Here is a 23,620-nt window from a genome sequence, read left to right on the forward strand (position 1 = left end):
AATTTTGCGTTCCGCAACGGGAGGATGAGCCGCCCGGGCAGGGGCGATGCGCCAGTGCAGAAAACGCTGTGCCGGGCCGGTGCCTAGCGGTCGAAGAAATCCTCTTCGACATCGGCCGGGCTGATCCCGATGGCTTCAAGCCCGGCTTCGAGATAGTCGGCAAAGAGCGGCATGTTCACGAGATAGTCCTCGGTCGGCGAGGTCGCCTCGGCCTTGGCGGTCTCGATCGCCTCTTCCAGCTCGTCCGCGTCGAAGGTTTCGCGGCCGATCCAGGTCAGCGCCACGAGGCTTGCCTTTTCGTCCTCGTTCATTGCCGCGATGAAGCCGCGCAGCTCGGCCTCGCCCTGGCGTTTCTCGCGGGCCTGAAAGATCACCTGCACCACCTTGCTGGGGCTGATTTCCAAGAGCTCTTCCATGGGTCGTCTTCTCCTCCGGCACGGGCGCACAGTGTCGCCCGTGCCCGTCGCGGAGGCAAGGGCAAGCGTCAGCCCTTGCGCGCAAAAAGCGGGAAATAAATCCAGTCGGGAAGCAGCTGCGTCAGCCGCAGAATCCACGAGAAGAGCGTCGGGAAGCTGCGCGACATCGCGTCCGACATCATCAGCTCGACATATTCATGCGCGGCCTCTTCGGGCGTCATGATGAACGGCATCTTGAAGTCGTTCTTGTCGGTCAGCCGGGTCTTGACGAAGCCCGGGCTCGCGATCTGGACCTTGACGCCGGTGCCGCGCAGATCGGCCTGCAGGCTTTCGCCCAAGGACATCAGCCCGGCCTTGGAGGCGCCATAGCCGATGGCCCCCGGCAGGCCGCGATAGCCCGCAAGGCTGCCGGTCAGCACGATATGGCCGCGGTCGCGCGCGACGAACCAGGGCACGACATGGCCCAGAACCCGCGCGGCGCCCATCAGGTTGACGTCGAACATGGTCTCGACCTGATCGGCGTTCCAGTCCTTGGCCGTCATCGGCCAGTAGGTGCCCGAGACATAGACCACGCCGTCGATTTCGCCGACCGCTTCGACGGCCGCCTTGACCGATGCGGCGTCGGTCACGTCCACCGGGACCACATCGGCCTTGCGTGGCAGCGATGCGGCCAGCTCTTCCAGCCGGTCCGTGCTGCGGGCGCTCAGCACGAGGTTGACCCCGAGCGCCCCCAGCCGTTCCGCCAGAGCGCGGCCGATGCCCTCGCTCGCCCCGATGATCCAGTAGCGTTTTCCGATCCAGTCCGTCGTCACGCGGCCTCCTTCGGGCGCATCGTCGCCACCAGTTCGGCGACCAAAAAGCCGAACTTGCGGAACTGGCTGCGATTAACGATCGCCCCGTTTTCCATCAGATACATCCAGTCGGTCACCGCCAGCACATGCCCGCCCGAATCCTCGGGCAGCCGGATGCGGTAGCGGAGGTGTACCCCCGATCCCCTCTGCATGCCATGCCCGGAGCCGACAAGATCCGGAGCATCGGCCGTAATCGACCCATCGTTTTCAAGGCGGAAGGTCCATCTGCGACTTTGGGTAGCACCGCTGTCATAACGGAATTCCTCGGCCATCGTTCCGGTATTGCCCTGCCATCGGGCCAGAAAATCCCCGGTAAAGCGCGACACCACGCGGCCGGTCGGGCCGTAGATCACGCCTTCGCAAAGAATGGGGCCGTCAAGATGGCGGCGCAGATCGAAGGCGGGTCCCTTGCCGTCGTAATCCGCGGGGGTCTGCGCGGCAAAGCCCAGATAGCGCGTCTTGAGCGCGACAAGGGCCAGCGCCACCGCCAGCCCCAGGACGAATGCGATCATCCGATCGTCTCCCTGTTGAGCGGGGTCGCGACCAGAAGCGCGACCGCCACGAGTTTGAGGGCACAGGGCAGGGCCGCGTAAAGCAGGCTCAGCACCACCAGCGCCCGCGCCGGAGAGGTGGCCTCTCCGGGCTGGAACCCCGCCCCCTGCAGAAGCGGCAGCAGCGCCACCGCCGCAAGGGCGAGGGTGAATTTCGACACGAAGGACCAGAGCCCGAAGGCCTGCCCGGCATTGGGCGCGATCCGTGCCATCCGGGCGGCGAAGATCGCAGGCAGAAGCGTCATGTCGGCGCCGAGCGCCGCGCCCGAGGCGACGCAGATCGCGGCGAAGGGCAGGGCGTCGCCCGCTCCCAGCAGCGTCGCGAAGCCGAAGGCCAGGATCGACAGGACCATGCCCGCCAGAAGCGCGGGTTTCTCGCCGAACCGCCGTGCCGCCCGTCCCCAGCCGGGCGCAGAGGCCGCGGCCGAGAGGAAGAACAGCACCAGCAGCGGCCCCTCCCATCCCGGCAGGCCAAGACGGCTTTCGACGAAGAACAGGAACAGCGTCGAGGTCACGGCAACGGGCGTGGCGTTGATCAGCGCCAGAATCAGAAGCCGTCGCGCGACCGGATCGGCCAGAACCTCGCTCCAGCCCGATTGCCCTTGGGCTGCGGGCAGCGACCAGTCGCGTGCCATCGCCACTGCCGCCACCGCCGCCAGCACCGCGAAGCCCGCGGCAAAGGCTGCGAAGGGCGCGTCGGTCACCCCCATCAGCAGGGTCGGGGCGACGGCGGCGGCCGAGACGCCCAGAAGCCCGCCGGTCTCGCGCCAGGCGGCAAGCCGCACATGCCCGCCCGGACCCATGCCGCCCGCCCGGGCCACGCCTTGGGCGTAGAAGGTGATGGTCAGGAAGCTGAAGGCGCTGAACAGCCCGGTCAGGGTCAGCGCGAACCACAGAAGCGGGGCGACCGGGGGCGTCACCGCGAATAGCCCCGCCATCGAGGCCACCAGAAGCGCCACCGCCGCCGCTACTGCAAGGGACCGCCAGCGGTGCAGCCGCTCCGACAGCCAGCCCAGCGCCGGGTCCTGCACCACGTCGAGCAGCCTGAGCCCGAACAGTACGCTGCCCAGCGCGGCAAGGCTCACCCCGTACTGGTCGACATAGAATTTCGGCGCGTGGATATAGATCGGCAGCCCCGCCGCGGTCAGCATCGCGGCAAAGACCGCATAGCCCGGCAGGGGGGCTGCCCGCATCAGGTCAGCTCTTCGGACGGCGGTTTGGGCCTGGTCCGGTATTTCGCGCCCTTCAACGCCAGCCGCAGCGCATGCCAGTAGATCAGCACGATCACCCGGCGCGATCCGAAGGGCCGGCGCAGCGCGCTTTTGAGGATGGCCCAGGTGCTGAGCGGCCGACGCGGCCCGGTCAGGGTGGCGTAAAGCCCTTCCTCGCCCCCGGCGGCGAAGTCGATCCAGATCCCGACCTTGTCGGGCCGGATGTCAAAGCGGAACCGGTAGCCGCCCGAAATCGGCTGGAACGGCGAGACATGGAAGATCTTGGTCGCGGTCAGGATGTCGGTGGGTTCGATCGGGCGCTGGTCGGGATGGCAGCACAGATAGCAATGCCGGTCGCCGAAGGTGTTGTTCACCTCGGCGATCACCGCGCGCAGCTGGTCTTCGGTGTCATGGCAGAGCCAGAAGCTGACCGGGTTGAATTCGTGGCCCAGGACGCGCGGCAGGGTCATCAGCTCGATCTTGCCGCGGATCGCGAAAAGATCGCGCGCCTTCAGCACCTCGCGCACCCAGGCGGCGCCCCGGCCCTGGCCCTTGGGCCCGCCGTGATCGGTGTCGAGCACCGCCATCGACTTGCCGGGCTCGCGCCCGAACCAGCGCGGCGCCTTCAGGTCCTGGGCCTCGGCGTCGAAAAGCACGTAATCGACCGTATGGGTCAGCTTGTGCCCGACCTGACCGCGCCGTTCGTGAAAGGTCTTGCCCCGGATATGCTCTACAACCGCCGTCATGCCGCCACCGCCTCGGGCCGCCCGCGCAGAAGGGCCTCTGCCACCTCGATGCCGCTCGCGAGCCCGTCTTCGTGAAACCCGTTCCGCATCCAGGCGCCGCAGAACCAGGTGCGGTTGGTCCCGTTCATCCGCCGCACGGTCTGCTGCGCCTCGAGCGCCCCCCGGTCATAGACCGGATGGCGGAAGGTGACCGTGTCATAAATCAAGTCGTCCCGGATCGGCCGCCGGCTGTTCAGCGTGACGAACAGCGGATCGTCCTCGGGGATCGGTTGCAGCGAGTTCATCCAGTAGGTCAGGTCGATCCGCTCGGTCCGGGCGCCGGTTTCTTCGGCGTAATTCCAGCTTGACCAGACCGCGCGGCGTTTGGGCATCACCGAGGGATCGGCATGCAGCACCGCCTCGTTCGGCTGATACCGCACGGCCCCCAGCGCCGCGCGCTCTTCGGGCGTGGCATCGGACAAAAGCGCCAGGCTGTCATCGGAATGGGTCGCGAAGACGACCTCGTCGAACCGCTCCCACGCGCCGCCCTGGGCGCGGATCTCGACGCCCTCGGCATCGCGGCGCACCGCCGCGACCGGCGCGGCCTTGCGGATCTCGACGCCCTGGTCGGCCAGCGCGGCCTCGAGCCTGCGCACATATTCGACCGACCCGCCCGCGACCGTGTACCACTGATGCTGGCCCGAGGTGCTGAGCAGCGCATGATTGTCGAAGAAGTTGATCAGGGCCTGCGCCGGGAAATCGAGGATGCCCTTGCTCGGCGTCGACCAGATCGCGCCCGAAAGGGGCAGAAGATAGCGGTCGCGGAACCAGTCGCCGGTGCCGAGCGCGGCAAGGAAATCGCCCAGGGAAACCGACGGGTCGCGGGCCTCGTCCTTTGCCCGGGCATTGAAGCGGGTGACATCGCGCAGCATGCCCCAGAAGCGCGGGTTCAGCGCGTTCGCGGGCTGGGCAAAGACCGCGCGCAGGTTTCTCAGGCCGTATTCGAAGGTCCCGCCATCGAAGGAGGCGCCAAAGCTCATGTCGGATTTCGCCACCGGCACGCCGAGCTTTTCGAACAGCCGCACCATATGCGGGTAGTTCACCCGGTTGAACACGATAAAGCCGGTATCCACGGGCCGGTCGCCCTTTCGGCCCGCCAGAACCGTGCGGGCATGGCCGCCCAGCCGCCCCTCGGCCTCGAACAGCGTCACCCGGGCGCTTTCGGCCAGCAGATGCGCCGCGCCAAGCCCCGAGATGCCGCCCCCGATCACGGCGATGCGCCGACGATGCCCCGCCGCGGTGTCGATTGCCATTCCGGTCTGCTCCTCTTTGCCCCGTGCTCGGATATGGGCTTTCGGGGGCGTCTGTCCAGAACTTGGGCGCCTATGTCCCGCACCGTTTCGTCCCGTTCCTTCGGCAGGCTGGCGTTTTTTTCGGCATCGCGGTGATCCGGTCCGGCCTCTGCCGCGTATCAGGACCATGATGCACGGCTTGCAGGCCAGCCAGTTTGGGGATGAAGCCAGGAGGGCACCGCCCTATCTTGGAAGAAATGAACCATTTCTGCGCAGGACCGAGGCTGACGTCGTGAATGAAAGACAGGCGACCGACACCAGATGGGTGACATGCGTGACGCGCATCCGGGACGAGCGGGACCAGACCGCTTTCGCCCGGCTGTTCGCGCATTTCGCCCCCCGGGTGAAGGCGTTCTTGATGAAATCCGGGGCCGATGCGGCCCTGGCGGAAGAATGTGCGCAGGAGGTGATGGCGACGGTCTGGCGCAAGGCGCATCTGTTCGATCCGGAGCGGGCCAGCGTGGCGACATGGATCTTCACCATCGCCCGCAACCGGCGGATCGACGCGCTGCGCAAGCAGCGGCATCCCGAGCCCGAGGATCTGACCTGGGGCCCGGAACACGAGCCCGACCAGGCCGAGACACTGGCACTGCAACAGGAGAGCGAACAGCTCGGGCGCGCCCTTCAGGCGTTGCCCGAGGCCCAGAGGGTGCTGATCGAACGGGCCTATTTCGGCGAGCTCTCGCATCGCGAGATCGCAGCCGAGACCGGCCTGCCGCTTGGCACGATCAAATCGAGGATACGGCTGGCGCTGGAACGCTTGCGCCAGGAGATGACATGAGGATGCGACCGGACCCATGACGACGCCCATCATCCACCACCTGACCGACGATCTTCTGATGGCCCATGCCTCGGGCAGCCTGCCCGAAGCCTTCGGGCTGGTCGTCGCGACCCATGTGTCGCTGTGCGACGAGTGTCGGGCCCGGCTGGCCGGATACGAGGCGGTGGGCGGCGCGGTGCTTGAAGACGCGGACCCGGGCGTTGCCATGGCCGAGGACAGCCTGGCCGCGACGCTCCGGCTGATTGCCGACATGCCCGAGGAGGCGCGCATCGCGGCGCCCGAACCGGCCGCCCCCGTCTTCCCGATGCCACTGCGCGACTATGTCGGCGGCGATGCGGATACGGTGCAATGGCGCGCGCTGGGCGGCGGGGTGCGGCAGGCGGTTCTGCCCACGGCCCGGGACGCGACCGTGCGGCTGCTGTATATCCCCGCAGGCATGGCGATGCCCGATCACGGCCATGGCGGGATGGAACTGACGCTGGTGCTGCAGGGCGCCTTCGAGGATGCGGGCGGCCGCTATGGGCGCGGCGATGTCGAGGTTGCGGGCGAAGACCTCGACCACACCCCCGTCGCGGCGCCGGGTCCCGACTGCATCTGTCTGGCTGCGACCGACGCGCCGCTGAAATTCCACGGCCTGCTGCCGCGTCTGGCGCAGCCTTTCATCGGGATCTGAGCCGCCGCCCTATTCGGCGGGCCGGGGCAGGGGCGGCATCATCTCGTCCTGATCGGCCCCCAGTTCCTCGAAATCGAGATTGTCGAGCTTGGCCGCGCGTTTGCCCGCGCGCTCGGCGGCGACGCCGATGCCTTCCAGATCGGCGCGGGCCTGACCGAAATGGGTGGTCAGCCGGTCAACCCGTTCCGCCACCAGTTCGACATCGCGATGCAACTGGCGCAGTGTGCGCCGGATGGCGCCGGCCTGATCGCGCATCCGCGCATCCTTGAGGATCGCCCGCATCGTGTTCAGCGTCGCCATGCAGGTGGTGGGCGACACGATCCAGACCCGCGCCTCGAAGCTTTCGCGCACCAGATCGGGGAAATTGGCGTGCAGTTCCGCATAGACCGCCTCGGAGGGCAGGAACATCAGCGCACCGTCGGCAGTCTCTTCGGCGACGATGTATTTCTGCGAGATTGCCCGGATATGGGTCCGAACGGCGGTGCGGAAGGCGCGCGCGGCCTCTTGCCGGTCCCATTGGGTTTCGGCCCGGCGCAGCGCCTCGTAGGCTTCCAGCGGAAACTTCGAATCGACCACGATGGGTCCGGGCGGCTTCGGCAGCCGGATCAGGCAATCGGCCCGCTTGCCGTTCGACAGCGTCGCTTGCAGCACATAGCTGTCCTTGGGCAGCGCCTTGCCGACGATATCGGCCAGCTGGATCTCGCCGAAGGCGCCCCTTGTCTGCTTGTTCGACAGGATGTCCTGCAAGGATAGCACATTGCCCGACAGCTTCTCGATATTCTCCTGCGCCCGGTCGATGGTGGACAGACGTTCCTGCAACTCGCCCAGCGACAGCGCGGTGCGGCGCGAGGCGCCTTCGAGATTGCGGTTCATCTGCTCGGTGACCGCGGCCAGACGGCTTTCCATCAGCCGCAGCATGTTGGCCTGCGCCGCCGCCTGCGCCTCCGACACATGGGTCAGCCCGCCCGCCAGCCGCTGCTGTCCCTCGCCCAGCTGATCGACCCGCCGCGCCAGCCGGTCCATCTGGTAGATCAGCGGTGCGGCCATCTCGGCCGACCGCCCGGCCCGGCGCACCGCCGCGATCAGAAGCCCCAGCACCAGAAGGATAAGCGCCGCAGCCCCGGCCGCCGCCAGTACGACGGGGTCATCCCAGGCATAGGCCGTGCCGAAGACCTCGATCATGTGCGCCCGAACAGCCGCTCGATATCGGAAAGCTTCAGCTCGACATAGGTCGGGCGGCCGTGGTTGCACTGGCCCGACAACGGCGTCGCCTCCATCTCGCGCAGCAGCGCATTCATCTCGTCGGCGCGCATCCGCCGTCCCGACCGGATCGAGCCGTGGCAGGCCACCCGGCTGAGGATCGCATCGAGCCGCGCCTGCAGGGTCTGGCTGTCGCCCAGATCGGCCAGTTCGTCGAGGATGTCGCGGATCAGCGCCCCGGCATCGACCTCGCCCAGCAACGCGGGCGTCTCGCGCACCGCGATGGCGCCGGGGCCGAAGGGCTCGACCGTCAGGCCCATGCGGGTCAGGTCGGCCTCGTGCTCCATCAGCCGGGCGATGTCGCCCTCGGACAGATCGACGATCTCGGGGATCAGCAGTGCCTGCGCCGCGACGCCCCGCTCGGCCATCTGGCGTTTCAGCTTCTCGTAAACCAGTCGCTCATGGGCGGCATGCTGATCGACGATGATCATGCCGCGCTCGGTCTGGGCGATGATGTAGTTCTCATGCAGCTGCGCCCGGGCGGCGCCAAGGGGCAGAGCCTCGGCCTCGGGCGCGGGCGCGACGGTCTCGAACCGGGCCGAGGGATCGGCGAAGCCCTGGGCCAATGGCGCCTCGGACGGGACTCCGGACAGGGCCGGCGGCGTGAGCGGCGCCTGCACGGCAAAGGACAGGCTCAGCGCGCGGGGCGAGGGCCGGTCCATCTGGTAGACCCGCGGCGGGCCGGGCGGTTCGGGCCGCATCGCGCCCAGCGTCGCGCCCGCCACCGTGCTCGAGGCGCGGTGCCCGGCCCCGGCCAGCGCATGGCGCAGCGCCGAGACGATCAGCCCGCGCACGATGCCCGGCTCGCGAAAGCGGACCTCGGCCTTGGCGGGGTGGACGTTGACATCGACCAGATGCGGGTCGCAATCGATGAACAGCGCCGCCGCCGGATGCCGGTCGCGGCTGAGCACGTCCATATAGGCGGCCCTCAGCGCCCCGATCAGTTGCTTGTCGCGGACCGGACGCCCGTTGACGAAGAAGAACTGCGCGACCGCCGCACCGCGCGAATAGGTCGGCAGGGCGGCGAAGCCGGTCAGGCCGAAGCCTTCGCGCTCGGCCTCGATCTTGAGCGCGTTCTCGGCGAAGTCGCGGCCCATCACCGCGACGACCCGGCCATAAAGCGCGTCGAACAGATCGCCCGTCTGCGCATCGGCGCGGAAGATCACGCGGCCCTCGCCGCCGTCCGACATGTCGCGCAGCGAAAAGCCGATGAAGGGCTCGGCCAGCGCCAGCCGTTTCACCACATCAGAGATGGCCTGCGCCTCGGCCCGGTCGCTGCGCAGGAATTTCAGCCGCGCGGGCGTCGCGAAGAAAAGATCGCGCAGTTCGACCACGGTGCCCCGGTTCAGCGCCGCCGGTGTCACCGGCCCGGCCGCGCCGCCGGTGACCACGATCCGCGCGGCCTCGGCGCCGTCGCGGCGCGAGGTGATGGTCAGCCGCCCGACCGCCCCCAGCGAGGGCAGCGCCTCGCCACGAAAGCCGAAACTGCGGATATCCAGAAGGTCCGAGCCGTCGATTTTCGACGTGGCATGGCGCGACAGGGCCAGCGGCAGATCCTCGGGCGCCATGCCCCAGCCGTCGTCGGTGACGCGGATCAGCCCCTTGCCGCCCTGGGCATAGGCGACCTCGATCCGCCGCGCGCCCGCATCTATGGCGTTCTCGACCAGTTCCTTCACCGCCGAAGCGGGCCGTTCGACCACCTCGCCCGCGGCAATGCGGTTGATGGCCGCCTCGTCAAGCTGACGAATTCTTGGGGGATCTTGGCGAATGTTGGGGGCGGGGGAGGTCATGCCACAATTTCTAGCACGCCCCCCGCCGATTCGACCATGGGGTCAGTTGGTGGTTTCCAGACCCTGCGGCTGGCCCACCACGACGAATTGCAGATGCGCCGGGTCAAGCCATTCGGCCGCCACCCGGCGCACGTCGTCGAGCGTCACGGCGCGGATCTTGTCGTTCCGGGTCTTGACGTAATCGGGCGTCAGCCCCTCCATCTGCATGCCGACGAGGATGCGGGCGATGGGCCCGTTGCCGTCGAAGCGCAGCGGATAGGCGCCGGTCAGGTAGGTCTTGACCTTGTCGAGTTCGTCTTCGGTCGCGCCTTGCTCGGCCATGCGCGCCCATTCGTCCCGGATCACCTGGACCGCCTCGGCGATCTTGTCATTGCCCGAGGCGACCTGCCCCATGATCAGCGCCGCATGATCCATCGGCATCAGGTAGGAATAGACGCCGTAGGTCAGCCCGCGCTTGACCCGGACCTCTTCCATCAGACGGGCGCCGAAGCCGCCGCCGCCGAGGATCTGGTTCATCACGAAGGCCGCGAAGAAATCGGGATCGTCGCGTTCAAGCCCGCGCTGGCCGAACACCGCCACCGATTGCGGCGTGTCGAAGGGCACAACGTTCACCCCGCCCGCAAGGTTCAGCGGCGCGGGTCCGGGCATCGGCGCACCGGTTTCGGGCAGATCGCCGAGAAGCGTATCGAGCATTTTGCCCAGATCCTCGGCCGAGATGTCGCCGGCGGCGGCCACATACAGCCGGTCGCGGGCGATCACCCGGTCGCGGGCCGCAATCAGATCGTCGCGGGTCAGGGCATTCACGCTGTCCTCGGTGCCGCTGATCGGGGTGGCATAGGGGTGGTCGCCGAAGGCGATCCGGTCGAAGGTCTGGCCCGCGATGGCATTGGGATCGGTCGCGTCCGACCGGATGCCCGAGATCACCTGGGCGCGCACCCGGTCGATGGCATCCTGATCGAAGCGGGGCGCCACCAGCGCCTGGCGCAGCAGCCCGACCGCCTCGTCGCGGTTCTCGGTCAGCATCCGGGCCGAGATCGCCAGCGAATCCGAACTCACGTCAAAGCGGTAACTGGCCGCCAGCGCATCGCGTTCGCGGGCAAAGGCACGGGCATCCATCTCGCCCGCCCCTTCCTCAAGCAGACCGGTCATCAGGTTGATGGCGCCGCGCTTGCCCGGCGCGTCGAGGCTCGCCCCGCCCTGAAACCGGATCTCGACCGAGACGAAGGGCACCTCGTGGCTTTCGACCAGCCAGGCATGGATGCCGCCGGGCGAGGTGACCTCCTGGATCTCGACCTCGGCCCGCAAGGGCAGGGCTGCGAGAAGGACGAAGGCGAAGCTGCTGAAGACGGCGCGGATCATTGGGTCACCTCCTGCGAGCCCGTGGGAATCGCCGTGGGTGCGTCGGACGGCGCGACCCCCGGCGGGGTTTCGAGCCAGCCGGTGACCGAGGCGCGCGGGTCCAGCACGGCGTGTGCGGCCGCCATCACGTCCTCGGGCGTGACCTCCTGCAGGATCTCGGGCCAGGATTGCACATCCTCGACGCTCATCCCCACCGCCAGCGCCGCGCCATAGCGCCGGGCCAGCCCCTGGATATTGTCGCGGGCATAGATTTCCGAGGCGCGCAGCTGGGTCTTGATGCTTTCGAACAGGGCCGGATCGACGCCCTGATCGAGGAACTCGGTCAAAGCCTTGTCGAGCCCGGCCTCGGCCTCGCCCAGCGAGACGCCCTCGGCGGGCACCACGACAAACCCGAAAGTGGTCTTGTCGAGCGACAGCCCGTCATAGAAGGCCGAGCTGTAGATCGCGGTGCGGCTGTCGAATTGCAGCTTGTCGCTGAGCACCGAATTGGTGCCCGAGCCGCCGAGGATCTCGGCCAGATAGGTCAGGGCAGCGGCCTGTTTCTGATCGCCCGGGGCGCGTTCGGGCGCCAGATAGGTGCGGATCACGTAGGGCTGGGCGACGCGCGGGTCCTCAAAGGTCAGATGCCGGGCGGCCAGTTGCGGCGGCTCTTGCGGGCGCAGGCGCGGCGGCAGCGTTTCCGACGGGGCCAGCGGGCCGTAATGGGCCTCGGCCATCGCCCTGACCGCGTCGGGCTCGACATCGCCCGCGACCACCAGCACCGCGTTGTTCGGCGCGTAATAGGTGCGGTAATAGGCCAGCGCATCGGCCCGGCTCAGCCCCTCCATCTCGTGGCGCCAGCCGATGATCGGAATGCCGTAGGGGTGGTTGAGGTATTGCGCGGCGTTGCGCTGTTCGGAAAAGAGCGCGCCCGGGTCATTCTCGGTGCGCTGGTTGCGTTCCTCGAGGATCACGTTGCGCTCGGTCGCGACATCGTCTTCCGACAGCTTCAGCCCGGTCATCCGGTCGGCCTCGAGCTTCATCATCAGATCCAGCCGGTCGGCGGCCACGCGCTGGAAATACGAGGTGTAGTCCCACGAGGTGAAGGCATTGTCGGACCCGCCGTTTTCCTCGACGATCTTCGAGAATTCGCCCGATCCGACCGTGTCGGTGCCCTTGAACATCAGGTGTTCCAGGAAATGGGCGATCCCGGACTTGCCGGCCGGTTCGTCGGCGGCGCCGACCTTGTACCAGACCATCTGCACCACGACCGGGGCGCGGTGATCCTCGACCACCACAACCTCCATCCCGTTTGGCAGGGTGAAATCGGTCACCTTCTCGGCGCGGGCAGCCCCGGCCATGGCGATCAGGGCCAGAAGGGCCAGCCGGATCGGCATCATCGCTTGTCTCTCCTCGGGTCAGGCGGCATGAGGCAAGCTACCGCGGCGCCCGGGGTTTGCAACCGGCGCCACGCAGATGTGAGCGGACGCTATGGCCGCCCTGTCATTTCAGACCTTCGGGGGGCGCGCTGACATTGCGCACGCCGCGCGCGCGCCAGCGTTCCAGTTCCTCGTACTGGTTCAGCGCCTGACGGCTGTAGGCCTTGTAATAGACGGTCACGTTGAACCAGCGTTCCAGCAGGCGGCCGTCATGCTTGCGGCGGTATTCGAGGTCTTCCTGCGCCAGCGTCTGGCGGATCGAGGGATCGACCCCGAACCGGCCGACCTGCGCCATCAGGCCCGGATCTCCGCCCGTTCCGCGCGCCGCATTGCCGCCCAGCGCGGCGATGGCGTCGGCCTCGGGCGTCGGATCGACCAGATTCGCGCCGCCCGGCGTCGGCGCGGGCAGGCTCGCCACGTCCTGGGGCATTTCCAGCGGTTTGTTCGGCACGACCGAGAATTCGTCGGGCCCGCGCTCGGCGCCGCGCAGATGCATCAGCTTGGGCTGATAGTCGTCGCCACGGCTGCAGCCCGACAAGGCAGCCGCCATGGCCGCCCCAAGAACCAGTATCCGTGCCGATCGCATGCGCAGTCCCCTTCGTCCGATCTGGCCCTCTTTAACGCAGCTTGCAGGGCGCGTCACGGGGTCTTGTCCTTCCCGGTATAAAGCACCAGCCCCAGCGCGCCCGCGAAGATCGCGACATCGGCGACATTGAAAGCATAGGGATTGTCGATGCCGCAACAGGACATGTTCAGGAAGTCGGCCACCGCCCCGTACAGCACCCGGTCCAGCGCATTTCCCAAAGCGCCGCCGATCAGCAGCCCGGCCGAGACCAGCGCCGCCGGGCGATGCCGCCCGCGCGCCATCCAGATGGCAACGCCCGCCGAGATTGCCAGCGACACCCCGATCAGCAGCCAGCGGGCCAGATCGGCGTCATGGGCGAAAAACCCGAAATTGACCCCTTGGTTCCAGGCCATCCGGAAGGTCAGATAGGGCGGCCAGACGTCGATGCGCTGATCGAGCGCAAGGCCCATGTGGAACACCACAAAGACCTTGCTGGCCTGGTCAAGCAGGAAGACCAGCGCCGCGACGATCCCGAGCCGCCGCATCGCTCAGTGCCGGAAGTGGCGCATGCCGGTCAGGACCATGGCCAGCCCCGCCTCGTCGGCCGCCGCGATCACGTCCTCGTCGCGGATCGACCCGCCGGGCTGGATCACCGCCGTCGCGCCCGCCTCGACCGCGGCCAGCAGGCCGTCGGAGAAGGGGAAGAAGGCGTCGGACGCCACCGCGCAGCCCTTGGTCAGCGGCTCGGAAAGGCCCAGCGCCTCGGCCATGTCCTGGGCCTTGCGCGCGGCGATGCGGCAGGAATCGACCCGGCTCATCTGGCCCGCGCCGACGCCGACGGTCGCGCCGTCCTTGACATAGACGATGGCGTTCGACTTGACGTGCTTGGCCACGGTCCAGGCGAACAGCATGTCGGCGATCTCGGCCTCGGTCGGCGCGCGTTTCGTGACCACCTTCAGGTCCGAGGCCTCGATCCGGCCATTGTCCTTGTCCTGCACCAGGAACCCGCCCGAAACCTGCCGGTAGGTCAGCGCGGCGGCAGCCGGGTTGGCCAGCCCGCCGGTCGTCAGCAGCCGCAGGTTCTTCTTGGCGGCGAAGATCTCTTTCGCCGCGTCGTCGGCAGCGGGCGCGATCACCACCTCGGTGAAGATCTCGCTGATCGCCCTGGCGGTCGGCTCGTCGAGCTTCATGTTCAGCGCGACGATGCCGCCGAAGGCCGAGGTGCGGTCGCAGTCGAAGGCGCGCCGGTAGGCCTGTTCAAGCGTCTCGCCGCGCGCGACGCCGCAGGGGTTGGCGTGCTTGATGATCGCGCAGGCCGGGCCGGTCGCGGGCAGGAACTCGCTGACCAGCTCGAAGGCCGCATCAGTGTCGTTGATGTTGTTATAGCTCAGCTCCTTGCCCTGCCATTGCTTGGCGGTGGCAACGCCGGGCCGGTCCGATCCGTCGATGTAGAAGGCGGCCTCTTGGTGCGGGTTCTCGCCATAGCGCAGCCCCTGGGCCAGCGCGCCGGCAAAGACGCGGCGGCGCGGCTGGGTGTCGCCCAGCGCCTTCGCCATCCAGGTCGAGACGGCGGCATCGTAGGCGCCGGTCCGGGCATAGGCGATCTGCGCCAGCTTCTTGCGGAACTTCAGGCAGGTCGCGCCGTCATGGCGGTCAAGTTCGCCCAGCAGCCGCGCGTAATCCTCGGTATCGACCACGACGTTGACGAATGCGTGGTTCTTGGCCGCCGCGCGGATCATCGCCGGGCCGCCGATGTCGATATTCTCGATGCAGTCGTCATACTCGGCGCCCTTGGCGACGGTCGCCTCGAACGGGTAGAGGTTCACGACCAGCAGATCGATCGGGCCGATGCCGTGCTCTTCCATGGCCATCACATGGGCCTCGTTGTCGCGCAGCGCCAGCAGCCCGCCATGCACCATCGGATGCAGCGTCTTGACCCGGCCGTCCATCATTTCGGGAAAGCCGGTGACCTCGGACACGTCCTTGACCTCCAGCCCCGCCTCGCGAAGCGCCTTGGCGGTGCCGCCGGTCGACAAGAGTTCGACCCCCCGGGCGGCCAGCGACCGGCCCAGATCGGCAAGCCCGGTCTTGTCGGATACGGAAAGGAGCGCGCGGCGCACGGGCACGAGATCGGTCATCGGATCAGTCCTTCGTCATTGAATGGGGGCGAGTCCAGGGGGCTGCTGTATCGTCGAATTCGTCCTCGCGCTCAAGGTCCCGCGGGGCCTGCGCGCCTTCATGGGCCTTGGCCAGCGTCCAGCCGACGACGCAGGCCGCATCAGTCACCCGCGCCGACAGCACGATTTCCTGGCTCGCGCGCGCCTCGGGCCGGCCCGTTTCCAGATAGACGCTGGGCGCCAGCGACAAGGTCGCTGCGCCATCGTGGCGAAACACCCAGATCTCGCCGCTCTTGGGGGCCAGCGACACCGCCGAGCCGCCCAGATCCAGCGCCGCGTCGATTTCGGGATGCAGGTGGAAATGGATCGAGAAGGCGATGCCCTCGCCGTCCGAGCGTGCCAGCGCGCGCTCGAAGGCCGCGTGTTCCTCGGGGGTGAAGGCCGCCAGCGTGTCCTCGCCCGACAGCGCCCGCCCGTCATAGGCGAGGTTCAGCTGGCGCACATGGGTCAGCCCGTGGGTCACCGAATAGCCGTCATGCCAGGCGGTCAGCGCATGCCCGGCCTGCCCGGTCTCGGCCCGCCATTCGACCGGGCCCGGGATCTCTGTCAGAAGCTGCGGCCTTCTGCGCCGCCGGGGCGCAAGCCGCGACGAGGAAAATCCCTCGATCGCCAGCGTCGAATGCGACCGCGTCGCGCGCCCGGCCATCCGCCAGCTTGGGCCAAAGGCCCCCCCCGCGCCGCAATTGACGATCACCGGCCGCCGCCCCGAGGTCAGCTCGAAGGCCAGCGTCGAGGCATGGGCCTCGGCCGAGGCCGGGCCCGCGGGCGGCGGCGCGGCATCGACGATGACCGTCGTCCGCCCCGAGGCAAGCCGCGCATAGCCCATGGCCAGCCCCCTCAGCGCGCGCGGCTTGACCCCCGCCGCCGCCAGCGCCTGATCGAGCCGCCCTTCCGGCCCGCGCCCGCCGCCGTGAAACCGCGCGAGCCCGCCATCGGCATGGCGCAGCGCGCGCAGCACCGGCGCAATCCGCTGGATCGCCGCGCGGTGCCCCTGCCAGGCCGGGCGCTTGGCCAGCGCCAGCGCCGCCTCGGTCCAGCCCAGAAGCGTCAGCACCTCCAGCAGCTCTTCGGGATTGCGGGTGGCCAGCGCCCCGTCATCGGCGATGTCGGTGTCGCAGGCGCGGTCAAGGGCGGCCAGCGCCTTGGGCAGGTGCCGCCCCATCCCCTCGAGGCAGAGCGCGCCGTAGATCAGACCGGCCAGCGCCTCGAACCGCGCAAGGCCGGGCGGCGCGTTGCGCCAGCGCCGCGCCAGAAACGCGGTCTGCCGCGCCAGCGCCAGATGCAGGCGCGCGCGCTGGGCCTCGTCCAGCCCCGCCTCGATGAATCGCGCATGATGGATCAGCCGGATGGTCCGGCGCCCGGCCAGTTCGGGCGTCCAGCCCGGCCCGCCGCCGCGCCCGAACCGCTCGATCCAGCCCAGCGTCCAGTCCTGGGCCGCGGTCCGCGCCTTGCCGTCGGCCGCCGCCGCCAGATCGTCGAGCCAGGCAAAGCCCTGCCGGTCGGCCTCGAACCGCGCGCCGGGGCTGGCGACGTCCCAGATCCCGGTGCCCGGTGCCTCGACCGCGCCGCCGTCAAACAGGAACCGGCCCGAGCACAGCTGCCGCCCCCGGGCGAAACTGCCGACGGACCGAGGCTCGGGCTGCAGCACCAGGCGCAGGACCGGCTGGCCAAGCGCACTCAGCCGGGCGTGGAAACGGTTGCTCCACGCGCCGCGCCGGACGGGCGGGAACTCGGTATCGGTCGGGCCTGCCATGGTCGGGCTTCGTTCTGTCGGGCTCTTGCCTGCCGCCGGACCATACCGGGCCGGTCAACGGGTGTCACCGGAGAATTGTGCCCGGTTTCGGGCAGGGATCAGGCGGGTTTGCGCAGCCCGGCGATGAAGAACCCGTCCATGCCGCCGCACTCGGCCCAGAAATCGGGCCTGAGCCGCAGCGCCTCATGGGCGGTGCGCCAGCCGGGCTCGATCCACGGCGCGTCGAAGGCGACGGGGGTCAGATCCGGGTGCCGGTCCAGCGCCGCGGCCAGTTGCGCCTCGCCTTCCTCGGGCAAAAGCGAACAGGTGCAGAAGATCAGCCGCCCGCCCGGCGCCAGCAGCCCGAGCGCCCGGTCGATCAGCGCCGATTGCAGCGGGAAAAGCGGTTTGACCGACGCGCCATCCTTGGCGAAGGGCAGATCGGGATGGCGCCGGATCGTGCCGGTGGCCGAACAGGGCGCATCCAGCAGGATCGCGTCGAACCGCGCGTCGCTTTCCCAGTCCAGCGCATCGGCGACGACCAGCTCGGCCGTCAGGTCCGTGCGGGCCAGGTTTTCCTCGACCCGCGCCATCCGCTGCTCTGAGATATCAATCGCGGTGACCGCAGCGCCCGCCGCCGCCATCTGCATCGTCTTGCCGCCCGGCGCGGCGCACAGGTCCAGAACCCGTTCGCCCGGGCGCGCCGCCAAAAGCCGCGCGGGCAGGGAGGCGGCCGCGTCCTGCACCCACCAGATGCCCTCGCCATAGCCCGGCAGCGCCGAGACCTGCACCGACCCCGCGATCCGGACCGACCCGGTCGGCAGCGCCACACCGCCCGTGGCCTCGGCCAGAGCCAGGGCATCGCCGTCCTTCGGCGTCAGATCGAGCGGCGCGCCCGCGGCATGGGCCGCCTCGATGCCGACCACGGCCGCCCGCCCCCAGGCGCTGTCGAGCCGTCCGCGCAGCCAGCCCGGCAGACGCGGCGGCGGCAGCGCCTGCCAGTCGCTGGCGGGCAGATCGGCCACCTTGCGCAGCACCGCGTTGACGAGGCCTGCCAGCGCCTCGGTCCTGCGGTCGGCCCGGGCCAGCGCCACGGCCGCGTTGACCGCGCCATGGGCCGCGGCGCCGCCTTCCAGCATCTCGACCGTCGCGAGCCTGAGGATGGCGTGGACCGGGGGCGGCGGGGGGCGGCGCAGGAAGGGTTTCAGCACCGCATCGGCGCGGCCCATATGCCGCAGCGTCGAGACCGCCAGCCGCTGGGCGCGGGCGCGGTCAGAGGGCTCAAGCGGGTCCAGCGGGCCGTCGGACCCGGCCAGTTCGGCCATCAGCCGCCGGTCTTCCAGCACCGCGCGGATCAGATCCAGCGCCGCCGCCCGTGCGCGTTCGGTCCCGCGTTCCCGTGGCTCGTCCATCCCGGCCCCCGCTTGCTCCTTGCCGCGCCCCCGGTATATCACCGGACCGCAACCGGCAAGGAGGCGCCCGATGTCCGACGACGCTGAAGACACCCCCCGCAAGGATCTGCCGCCCGCCGCGCAGCGCGCGCTGGCCGAGGCTGCCGAGCGGCGCAAGGCCGCCGAAGCCGCCGAAAAGGCCCGGCCCGTCGAGCTGGGCGGCCGAGACGGCCCCGATCCGGTCCGCTATGGCGACTGGGAGAAGAAGGGTATCGCCATCGACTTCTGAACCTGCCGTGTCGCGGCCCGGGGGGGGCATGCGGGGCCGCACAGGCGGCAGATCAGATCCTGGACGCGGTCGGGCGCCGCTTCATTCCGACAAGCGGGGCAGGGCCGTCACGGACGGCCGTGTCGCTTACCCTTTGTCGCGATCATGTTTCTTTGTCGCGATCATGTTTCTCGTAAATGGCCTTCGCGACTTCTCCGAAGGCGCCGATCAGCATGAGGAACGATCCGACGATGAACATCCACACCGCCACGGTTTTCCAGCTTGAAAGCGTCGGCAGAAAGAGAACGGAGCCCACCAGAAACAGCAGGTTCCCTGCCACGGCGACACTGAGATGCCAATGGCGGTAGGCCCGTACGATCCGCTCTAGTCCTCTCATTCCAGCTCCGTCATATCAAAGGTCCCGGCACAAAGCGCAGGACGAGCCTGTGCAATGTTCAGAGGGTTCTATCGAACGGAGTCCGGTTAGACAAAACCTGTGTCGGACGGGACATCCGGGCGAAGGCTTTCCTTGGGGAGTGGCCCGTGCCCGGCAAGCTGCGCAACTCGGGCAATCCCGGCCGCATGCGCAGGTCCCGGCACATGAGGGCATTTCCCCAGCGGTTTCAGGCGGCGGGTCGCCCTGGCCGTTACGGCCGGGGCCTATAGCCCCAGCACGTCGAGCATGTCGTATTCGCCGGGCTTCTGGTCCTGACCCCAGAGCGCAGCCCTCAGCGCGCCGCGGGCGAAGATCCGGCGGTCGGTCGCGACATGGCGCAACACGATCCGCTCGCCGAGGCCCGCGAAGATCACGTCATGTTCGCCCACGATGTCGCCGCCGCGAATCGCCGAAAAGCCGATGGCCCCTTTCGCGCGTTCGCCGGTGATGCCGTCCCGGCCGCGTTCCGAGCACTCGTCCAGCCCGATGCGCCGGCCTTCCGCCGCGGCCTGACCCAGCATCAGCGCGGTGCCCGAGGGGGCGTCGACCTTGTGGCGGTGATGCGCCTCGACGATCTCGATGTCGAAATCCTCGTCAAGCGCGGCGGCAACCCGCCGGGTCAGCTGCACCAGCAGATTGACGCCGAGGCTCATGTTTCCGGCGCGCACGATCACCGCATGGCGGGCGGCGGCCTTGATCTTCTGCAGATGCTCGGGCGCAAGCCCGGTGGTGCCGATCACATGCACCGCGCGGGCCTGCGCGGTCAGGGTGGCGGTCGCGACCGTGGCCTCGGGCGTGGTGAAGTCGATCACCGCCTGGGCCTGGGCGATCACCGCCAGCGCGTCGTCGGTGACCTTCACGCCGACCGCCGGGCCGCCCATCGCCTCGCCCACGTCGCGGCCGATCCAGGGATGGCCGGGCCGTTCGACGCAGCCCGCCAGCCGGGCCTTTTCGCTGTTCAGCACGGCCCCGATCAGCATCTGACCCATGCGCCCCGAGGCGCCCATCACCACGATGCCCGGCAGGCTGTCCATCGCACTTGCTCCTTCGACCTGAATGGGCCCGATGTAGCCCATGGGCGGGCGCGCGCAAAGCCCCGCTTGGCAAAGCCCGCCGGGTGGCCTAGATGCAGCCCATGTCCAGATCTTCTGCCCCGTCCCAAAGACAGCTGCGCGTCGGCGAGCTGATCCGCCGCACCCTCTCGGAAGTGCTGGCGCGCGGCGACGTGCACGACCCCGACCTGAACCGGATGTCGATCACCGTGGGCGAGGTCCGCACCTCGCCCGATCTCAAGGTCGCGACCGCCTTCGTGCTGCCGCTGGGCGGGGATCACGCCGAAGAGGCGCTGGCCGCGCTCCGCCGCAACCGGGGCGAGCTGCGCCGGGTGGTGGGCAAGAAGACCCAGCTGAAATTCACGCCCGAGTTGCGCTTCACCCTCGATGAAACCTTCGACCGGATGGACGAGACCCGGCGGCTTCTGGCCGACGAGACCGTGCGCCGCGACCTGGCCGCCCCCGATGGCGATGAGGATTAGGGCCGCCCTTTTCCTGCTGGTCGTCCTTCTTCCCCTGCCCGCCGCGGCAGAGCCCGCCTGCCATCCGCTGACCCATGAGGACCGCGGTTATGTCGTCTGCAGCGCTGATCCGGCGACCGACGACCTGCGGCTGTTCCTGAAGACCGACCAGGGCGGGATCTTTGGCAGCTTCGGCCGGTTGAACCAGGCGCTGGCGGCGCGGGGCGAGACCCTGGCTTTCGCGATGAATGCCGGGATGTACCATCCCGACCGCCGCCCCGTCGGGCTGTATGTCGAGGACGGCCGTCAGCAGATGCATGCCGTGGCCGCGGCCGGGCCGGGCAATTTCGGGATGCTGCCCAACGGGGTGCTGTGCCTTGAAGACGGCCGGGCCGAGGTGATCGAGACCCGCGCCTATCTGGCCGACCCGCCCGAGTGCCGCTATGCGACACAATCGGGGCCGATGCTGGTGATCGACGGCGCGCTGCACCCGCGGTTCCTGTCCGACAGCGACTCGCGCTATGTGCGGAACGGCGTCGGCGTCGATGCCGAGGGGCGGCTTCACTTCGCGATCTCGGACGCGCCGGTCACTTTCCACGAATTCGGGCGGCTCTTCCGCGACGTGCTGAAGACCCCGAACGCGCTTTACTTCGACGGCAAGGTGTCGAAACTTTATGCCCCGGATCTTGGCCGCAACGATGCCGGGCTGCCGATGGGGCCGATCATCGGCGCCGTTGTGCCCGCCGCCGAGTAGACGGCCCCCTCGCCTTGCGCCTGCCCTGCATTGACGGAACGCCCCGGCTTCGCTAGCAGGCGGGCCTCGCACATGCATCCGGGTCGCTCAGACCGCAGCGGAGGAGCCAAGGCATATGGGACGCAGCCGCAAGGGACGCGACATTTCGGGCTGGCTGGTCGTGGACAAGCCCGCCGGGCTGACCTCGACCGCCGTCGTCAACAAGGTCCGCTGGGCCTTCAACGCGAAGAAGGCAGGCCATGCCGGCACGCTCGACCCGGCCGCGACCGGGGTTCTGGCCGTGGCGCTGGGCGAGGCCACCAAGACCGTGCCTTTCGTGACCGATGCGCTCAAGGCCTACCGCTTCACCGTGCGCTTCGGCGCGGCGACCAATACCGACGATGCCGAGGGCGAGGTGATCGCGACCTCGGACAGGCGGCCGTCGGATGACGAGATCGCGGCCGCGCTGCCCGCCTTCGTCGGCGATATCGAGCAGGTGCCGCCGCAATTCTCGGCGGTCAAGATCGACGGCGAGCGCGCCTATGCGCTGGCCCGCGCGGGCGAGGAGGTCGAGATCGCGGCCCGCCCGCTTTATGTCGAAAGCCTCGAGATGGTCGAGCGCCCGGATGCCGATCACGCGGTGCTGGAGATGATCTGCGGCAAGGGCGGCTATGTGCGTTCGATCGCCCGCGATCTGGGGCAGGCGCTGGGCTGCCATGGCCATGTGGTCAGCCTGCGCCGGGTCTGGGCCGGGCCGTTCGAGGCCGAGGACGGGGTGACGCTCGATCTGGTCGAGGAGCTGGCGCGCACGCCCGCGCTCGACGACTACCTGCGGCCGCTGGAAGAGGGGCTGGCCGATCTGCCGGAACTGCGCACGACCCATGATGGCGCGACCAAGCTGCGCAACGGCAATCCCGGCATCGTGCTGGCCTCCGACGTCGAATATGGCGACGAGGCCTGGGCCTCGCTGGATGGCGAGGCGGTGGCGGTCGGCATCTACAAGGCGGGCGAGCTGCACCCGAACCGGGTTTTCGTCAAGGGCTGACTAGACATAGGGCTCGACGATCTCGCGCAGGTCGATCCGCGCGCGCAACCGGCTGGCCAACAGGTACATGCCGCCGAACTTGCGCTGCATGAACAGCGTATCCATCGGCGGGATGTGCCAGAAGTCGCGGTCCTGACCCAGCTCCATCCCGGCATCGCGCATCCGTAGCGCCACGTCGTTCTGCGCGAAATCGAAGGCGCCGGGGCGGCGGAGCGGCTCCATCGACATCTCGAACATGTCGATCATCAGCTGCTGGTGATGGGCGGCCGTGTCCTCGCCGAAGAACCCGATCCGAAGGATCGCCTGCCGCACTGCCTCGCGGTCGCCCGCAAGCCCCGCCCGCATCAGGCCCCGGAACGCCTCGGTCATCTCGGCGGGAAATTCGCGCGAGGCGCCGAAATCCAGAAGGACCACGCGGCCGGTATCGGGCTGATAGCGGTAGTTGGCGAAGTTCGGGTCGGTCTGCATCAGCCGGAAGTCGAACAGCTCGCGGAACAGAAGCCTGACCAGAAGCCCCATCACCCGGTCGCGTTCGGCCTGCGGCGCCTCGGTCAGGGTTTCGATGCCCACGCCCTCGACGAAATCCATTGCCAGCACGTTCTCGGTCGTCAGATCCTCGTGCATGCGCGGCACGGCGAATTCGGGCGCGTCGGCCAGAAGGTCGTAAAACCGGCGCAGATAGCGGCCCTCGCGGTCGTAATCGGCCTCTTCGTGCAACTGGCGCCGGGCCTCGTCCAGCATCGGCGAGATGTCCATCTGTTTCGGCATCGCCCCCGACAGGCGCAACAGCGCGGCGACATTGGTCACGTCGCTGTCGATCGACCGGCGCACGCCCGGATATTGCACCTTGATGGCCAGATCGCGGCCGTCCTTGGTCTGGGCCCGGTGCACCTGCCCGATCGAGGCCGCCGCGATGGGGCGCACGTCGAACCGGGCAAAGCGTTTCAGCCAGCCCTCGCCCCAATTGGCGTTCAGCACCTGTTTCAGCTGCCCGCCCGGCATGTAATGGGCATCGGCCCTCAGCCGCGCCATGATCTCGGCCAGTTCGGGCGGCAGCATGTCGCCCGCATCCATCGACACGAGCTGGCCCACCTTCATCGCTGCGCCGCGCATATGGGCCAGCTGGTCGGCGACCTTCTTCATGTTCGAGGGCGTGAGGAACAGATCGCGCGCCTTCGGCCGGTGCCCCTGGGCCAGCTGCTGCATGCCGTTCAGCGCCGCCGCCCCGGCAAGGTTCGAGGCAAGCCCGCCAAACCGCGCCAGCCGGGTCAACCGCCCCGCGGGCACGGGAAGCGGACGGGAATCGAACTTGGAATCGGGCATGCGGGCAGTCCTTTGCAAATCTCTTCCGGATCGCATAGCGATCCCTCCCC

24 protein-coding genes are annotated in these 23,620 nt (G+C 68.8%); 6 read left to right on the forward strand and 18 right to left on the reverse strand.

From position 1 onward, the window contains the following. Positions 1 to 83: 83 nt before the first annotated feature. The 6 genes from C8N38_RS16810 to C8N38_RS16835 form a co-directional block, all read right to left on the reverse strand. A complete protein-coding gene (locus C8N38_RS16810; RefSeq protein ID WP_108028305.1) occupies positions 84 to 416 on the reverse strand; it encodes a DUF3775 domain-containing protein in 333 nt (110 codons plus the stop codon). A gap of 68 nt (positions 417 to 484) precedes the next feature. Further along, the gene (locus tag C8N38_RS16815) at positions 485 to 1,228 is read right to left on the reverse strand and encodes an SDR family NAD(P)-dependent oxidoreductase (protein ID WP_108028306.1); all 744 of its coding nucleotides are present in this window, start codon (positions 1,226 to 1,228) and stop codon (positions 485 to 487) included. After that, on the reverse strand, positions 1,225 to 1,779 hold the full coding sequence (locus C8N38_RS16820) for a DUF3833 domain-containing protein (protein WP_108028307.1): 555 nt from the start codon (positions 1,777 to 1,779) through the stop codon (positions 1,225 to 1,227). The genes C8N38_RS16815 and C8N38_RS16820 overlap by 4 nt, the downstream gene beginning before the upstream one ends. Continuing rightward, positions 1,776 to 3,011, reverse strand: coding sequence for an MFS transporter (locus C8N38_RS16825; RefSeq protein ID WP_108028308.1), 1,236 nt, complete (start codon positions 3,009 to 3,011; stop codon positions 1,776 to 1,778). The genes C8N38_RS16820 and C8N38_RS16825 overlap by 4 nt, the downstream gene beginning before the upstream one ends. Then, positions 3,011 to 3,775: a DUF1365 domain-containing protein gene (locus C8N38_RS16830; protein WP_108028309.1), complete on the reverse strand. Its 765-nt coding sequence runs from the start codon at positions 3,773 to 3,775 to the stop codon at positions 3,011 to 3,013. Before C8N38_RS16830 ends, C8N38_RS16825 begins: the two co-directional genes overlap by 1 nt. Then, the gene (locus C8N38_RS16835) at positions 3,772 to 5,067 is read right to left on the reverse strand and encodes an NAD(P)/FAD-dependent oxidoreductase (RefSeq protein ID WP_108028310.1); all 1,296 of its coding nucleotides are present in this window, start codon (positions 5,065 to 5,067) and stop codon (positions 3,772 to 3,774) included. The genes C8N38_RS16830 and C8N38_RS16835 overlap by 4 nt, the downstream gene beginning before the upstream one ends. A gap of 166 nt (positions 5,068 to 5,233) precedes the next feature. Between C8N38_RS16835 and C8N38_RS16840 the strand changes: the two genes are divergently transcribed. Continuing rightward, positions 5,234 to 5,887, forward strand: coding sequence for a sigma-70 family RNA polymerase sigma factor (locus tag C8N38_RS16840; protein WP_170120333.1), 654 nt, complete (start codon positions 5,234 to 5,236; stop codon positions 5,885 to 5,887). A gap of 16 nt (positions 5,888 to 5,903) precedes the next feature. Next, a complete protein-coding gene (locus C8N38_RS16845; RefSeq protein ID WP_108028311.1) occupies positions 5,904 to 6,560 on the forward strand; it encodes a ChrR family anti-sigma-E factor in 657 nt (218 codons plus the stop codon). 9 nt (positions 6,561 to 6,569) lie between these two features. On the opposite strand, the gene C8N38_RS16850 is transcribed toward C8N38_RS16845, so the two are convergent. From C8N38_RS16850 to C8N38_RS16890, 9 genes are all read right to left on the reverse strand, one after another. Next, the gene (locus tag C8N38_RS16850; protein WP_108028312.1) at positions 6,570 to 7,742 is read right to left on the reverse strand and encodes a DNA recombination protein RmuC; all 1,173 of its coding nucleotides are present in this window, start codon (positions 7,740 to 7,742) and stop codon (positions 6,570 to 6,572) included. Beyond that, the gene (mutL, locus tag C8N38_RS16855) at positions 7,739 to 9,610 is read right to left on the reverse strand and encodes a DNA mismatch repair endonuclease MutL (RefSeq protein ID WP_108028313.1); all 1,872 of its coding nucleotides are present in this window, start codon (positions 9,608 to 9,610) and stop codon (positions 7,739 to 7,741) included. Before mutL ends, C8N38_RS16850 begins: the two co-directional genes overlap by 4 nt. Positions 9,611 to 9,652: 42 nt before the next feature. Beyond that, entirely contained in the window at positions 9,653 to 10,969 is a 1,317-nt protein-coding gene (locus C8N38_RS16860; protein ID WP_108028314.1) for a M16 family metallopeptidase, read from the reverse strand. Next, the gene (locus C8N38_RS16865; protein WP_108028315.1) at positions 10,966 to 12,348 is read right to left on the reverse strand and encodes a M16 family metallopeptidase; all 1,383 of its coding nucleotides are present in this window, start codon (positions 12,346 to 12,348) and stop codon (positions 10,966 to 10,968) included. Before C8N38_RS16865 ends, C8N38_RS16860 begins: the two co-directional genes overlap by 4 nt. Before the next feature lie 103 nt (positions 12,349 to 12,451). Next, positions 12,452 to 12,973 (reverse strand): DUF3035 domain-containing protein, encoded by a 522-nt coding sequence (locus C8N38_RS16870; protein ID WP_108028316.1) that lies wholly within the window; start codon positions 12,971 to 12,973, stop codon positions 12,452 to 12,454. 53 nt (positions 12,974 to 13,026) lie between these two features. Then, entirely contained in the window at positions 13,027 to 13,497 is a 471-nt protein-coding gene (gene lspA, locus C8N38_RS16875) for a signal peptidase II (protein WP_108028317.1), read from the reverse strand. Positions 13,498 to 13,500: 3 nt separating this feature from the next. Further along, entirely contained in the window at positions 13,501 to 15,090 is a 1,590-nt protein-coding gene (purH, locus tag C8N38_RS16880) for a bifunctional phosphoribosylaminoimidazolecarboxamide formyltransferase/IMP cyclohydrolase (RefSeq protein WP_108028318.1), read from the reverse strand. Positions 15,091 to 15,094: 4 nt separating this feature from the next. Next, complete coding sequence (locus tag C8N38_RS16885; protein ID WP_108028319.1) at positions 15,095 to 16,882, reverse strand: heparinase II/III family protein; 1,788 nt, start codon at positions 16,880 to 16,882, stop codon at positions 15,095 to 15,097. A gap of 98 nt (positions 16,883 to 16,980) precedes the next feature. Continuing rightward, positions 16,981 to 18,273, reverse strand: coding sequence for an RsmB/NOP family class I SAM-dependent RNA methyltransferase (locus C8N38_RS16890; RefSeq protein WP_108028320.1), 1,293 nt, complete (start codon positions 18,271 to 18,273; stop codon positions 16,981 to 16,983). Positions 18,274 to 18,343: 70 nt separating this feature from the next. Here C8N38_RS16890 and C8N38_RS16895 point away from each other — a divergent pair, with 70 nt between their 5' ends. Then, on the forward strand, positions 18,344 to 18,541 hold the full coding sequence (locus C8N38_RS16895; protein WP_108028321.1) for a DUF1674 domain-containing protein: 198 nt from the start codon (positions 18,344 to 18,346) through the stop codon (positions 18,539 to 18,541). Positions 18,542 to 18,683: 142 nt separating this feature from the next. On the opposite strand, the gene C8N38_RS16900 is transcribed toward C8N38_RS16895, so the two are convergent. Together C8N38_RS16900 and dapB are read right to left on the reverse strand one after the other, a co-directional pair. Then, positions 18,684 to 18,917 (reverse strand): YrhK family protein, encoded by a 234-nt coding sequence (locus C8N38_RS16900; protein WP_108028322.1) that lies wholly within the window; start codon positions 18,915 to 18,917, stop codon positions 18,684 to 18,686. A 263-nt stretch (positions 18,918 to 19,180) separates the two neighbouring features. After that, the gene (gene dapB / locus C8N38_RS16905) at positions 19,181 to 19,990 is read right to left on the reverse strand and encodes a 4-hydroxy-tetrahydrodipicolinate reductase (RefSeq protein ID WP_108028323.1); all 810 of its coding nucleotides are present in this window, start codon (positions 19,988 to 19,990) and stop codon (positions 19,181 to 19,183) included. Positions 19,991 to 20,091: 101 nt separating this feature from the next. On the opposite strand from dapB, the gene rbfA reads away from it, so the two are divergent. From rbfA to truB, 3 genes are all read left to right on the forward strand, one after another. After that, positions 20,092 to 20,490, forward strand: coding sequence for a 30S ribosome-binding factor RbfA (gene rbfA, locus C8N38_RS16910; protein WP_181498064.1), 399 nt, complete (start codon positions 20,092 to 20,094; stop codon positions 20,488 to 20,490). Then, the gene (locus C8N38_RS16915) at positions 20,474 to 21,223 is read left to right on the forward strand and encodes a phosphodiester glycosidase family protein (protein WP_108028325.1); all 750 of its coding nucleotides are present in this window, start codon (positions 20,474 to 20,476) and stop codon (positions 21,221 to 21,223) included. Before rbfA ends, C8N38_RS16915 begins: the two co-directional genes overlap by 17 nt. Before the next feature lie 115 nt (positions 21,224 to 21,338). Next, a complete protein-coding gene (truB, locus tag C8N38_RS16920; RefSeq protein WP_108028326.1) occupies positions 21,339 to 22,247 on the forward strand; it encodes a tRNA pseudouridine(55) synthase TruB in 909 nt (302 codons plus the stop codon). Here truB and C8N38_RS16925 read toward each other — a convergent pair whose 3' ends face one another. Beyond that, positions 22,248 to 23,570: an ABC1 kinase family protein gene (locus C8N38_RS16925; RefSeq protein ID WP_108028327.1), complete on the reverse strand. Its 1,323-nt coding sequence runs from the start codon at positions 23,568 to 23,570 to the stop codon at positions 22,248 to 22,250. It lies immediately after the preceding gene. Between the last annotated feature and the right edge of the window lie 50 nt (positions 23,571 to 23,620).

The organism is Rhodovulum kholense (assembly GCF_003053725.1).
In the GTDB taxonomy this organism is placed as follows: domain Bacteria; phylum Pseudomonadota; class Alphaproteobacteria; order Rhodobacterales; family Rhodobacteraceae; genus Rhodovulum; species Rhodovulum kholense.

What these genes read in the sequence shown, in the direction of transcription:
- C8N38_RS16870 (WP_108028316.1), bottom strand. Translation starts at nt 12,973, where the DNA reads ATGCGATCGGCACGGATACTGGTTCTTGGGGCGGCCATGGCGGCTGCC.
- purH (WP_108028318.1), bottom strand. Translation starts at nt 15,090, where the DNA reads ATGACCGATCTCGTGCCCGTGCGCCGCGCGCTCCTTTCCGTATCCGAC.
- C8N38_RS16825 (WP_108028308.1), bottom strand. Translation starts at nt 3,011, where the DNA reads ATGCGGGCAGCCCCCCTGCCGGGCTATGCGGTCTTTGCCGCGATGCTG.
- C8N38_RS16890 (WP_108028320.1), bottom strand. Translation starts at nt 18,273, where the DNA reads ATGGACGAGCCACGGGAACGCGGGACCGAACGCGCACGGGCGGCGGCG.
- C8N38_RS16865 (WP_108028315.1), bottom strand. Translation starts at nt 12,348, where the DNA reads ATGATGCCGATCCGGCTGGCCCTTCTGGCCCTGATCGCCATGGCCGGG.
- C8N38_RS16885 (WP_108028319.1), bottom strand. Translation starts at nt 16,882, where the DNA reads ATGGCAGGCCCGACCGATACCGAGTTCCCGCCCGTCCGGCGCGGCGCG.
- C8N38_RS16850 (WP_108028312.1), bottom strand. Translation starts at nt 7,742, where the DNA reads ATGATCGAGGTCTTCGGCACGGCCTATGCCTGGGATGACCCCGTCGTA.
- C8N38_RS16840 (WP_170120333.1), top strand. Translation starts at nt 5,234, where the DNA reads ATGATGCACGGCTTGCAGGCCAGCCAGTTTGGGGATGAAGCCAGGAGG.
- C8N38_RS16900 (WP_108028322.1), bottom strand. Translation starts at nt 18,917, where the DNA reads ATGAGAGGACTAGAGCGGATCGTACGGGCCTACCGCCATTGGCATCTC.
- C8N38_RS16830 (WP_108028309.1), bottom strand. Translation starts at nt 3,775, where the DNA reads ATGACGGCGGTTGTAGAGCATATCCGGGGCAAGACCTTTCACGAACGG.
- C8N38_RS16845 (WP_108028311.1), top strand. Translation starts at nt 5,904, where the DNA reads ATGACGACGCCCATCATCCACCACCTGACCGACGATCTTCTGATGGCC.
- C8N38_RS16895 (WP_108028321.1), top strand. Translation starts at nt 18,344, where the DNA reads ATGTCCGACGACGCTGAAGACACCCCCCGCAAGGATCTGCCGCCCGCC.
- dapB (WP_108028323.1), bottom strand. Translation starts at nt 19,990, where the DNA reads ATGGACAGCCTGCCGGGCATCGTGGTGATGGGCGCCTCGGGGCGCATG.
- mutL (WP_108028313.1), bottom strand. Translation starts at nt 9,610, where the DNA reads ATGACCTCCCCCGCCCCCAACATTCGCCAAGATCCCCCAAGAATTCGT.
- rbfA (WP_181498064.1), top strand. Translation starts at nt 20,092, where the DNA reads ATGTCCAGATCTTCTGCCCCGTCCCAAAGACAGCTGCGCGTCGGCGAG.
- truB (WP_108028326.1), top strand. Translation starts at nt 21,339, where the DNA reads ATGGGACGCAGCCGCAAGGGACGCGACATTTCGGGCTGGCTGGTCGTG.
- C8N38_RS16925 (WP_108028327.1), bottom strand. Translation starts at nt 23,570, where the DNA reads ATGCCCGATTCCAAGTTCGATTCCCGTCCGCTTCCCGTGCCCGCGGGG.
- lspA (WP_108028317.1), bottom strand. Translation starts at nt 13,497, where the DNA reads ATGCGGCGGCTCGGGATCGTCGCGGCGCTGGTCTTCCTGCTTGACCAG.
- C8N38_RS16915 (WP_108028325.1), top strand. Translation starts at nt 20,474, where the DNA reads ATGGCGATGAGGATTAGGGCCGCCCTTTTCCTGCTGGTCGTCCTTCTT.
- C8N38_RS16835 (WP_108028310.1), bottom strand. Translation starts at nt 5,067, where the DNA reads ATGGCAATCGACACCGCGGCGGGGCATCGTCGGCGCATCGCCGTGATC.
- C8N38_RS16810 (WP_108028305.1), bottom strand. Translation starts at nt 416, where the DNA reads ATGGAAGAGCTCTTGGAAATCAGCCCCAGCAAGGTGGTGCAGGTGATC.
- C8N38_RS16820 (WP_108028307.1), bottom strand. Translation starts at nt 1,779, where the DNA reads ATGATCGCATTCGTCCTGGGGCTGGCGGTGGCGCTGGCCCTTGTCGCG.
- C8N38_RS16860 (WP_108028314.1), bottom strand. Translation starts at nt 10,969, where the DNA reads ATGATCCGCGCCGTCTTCAGCAGCTTCGCCTTCGTCCTTCTCGCAGCC.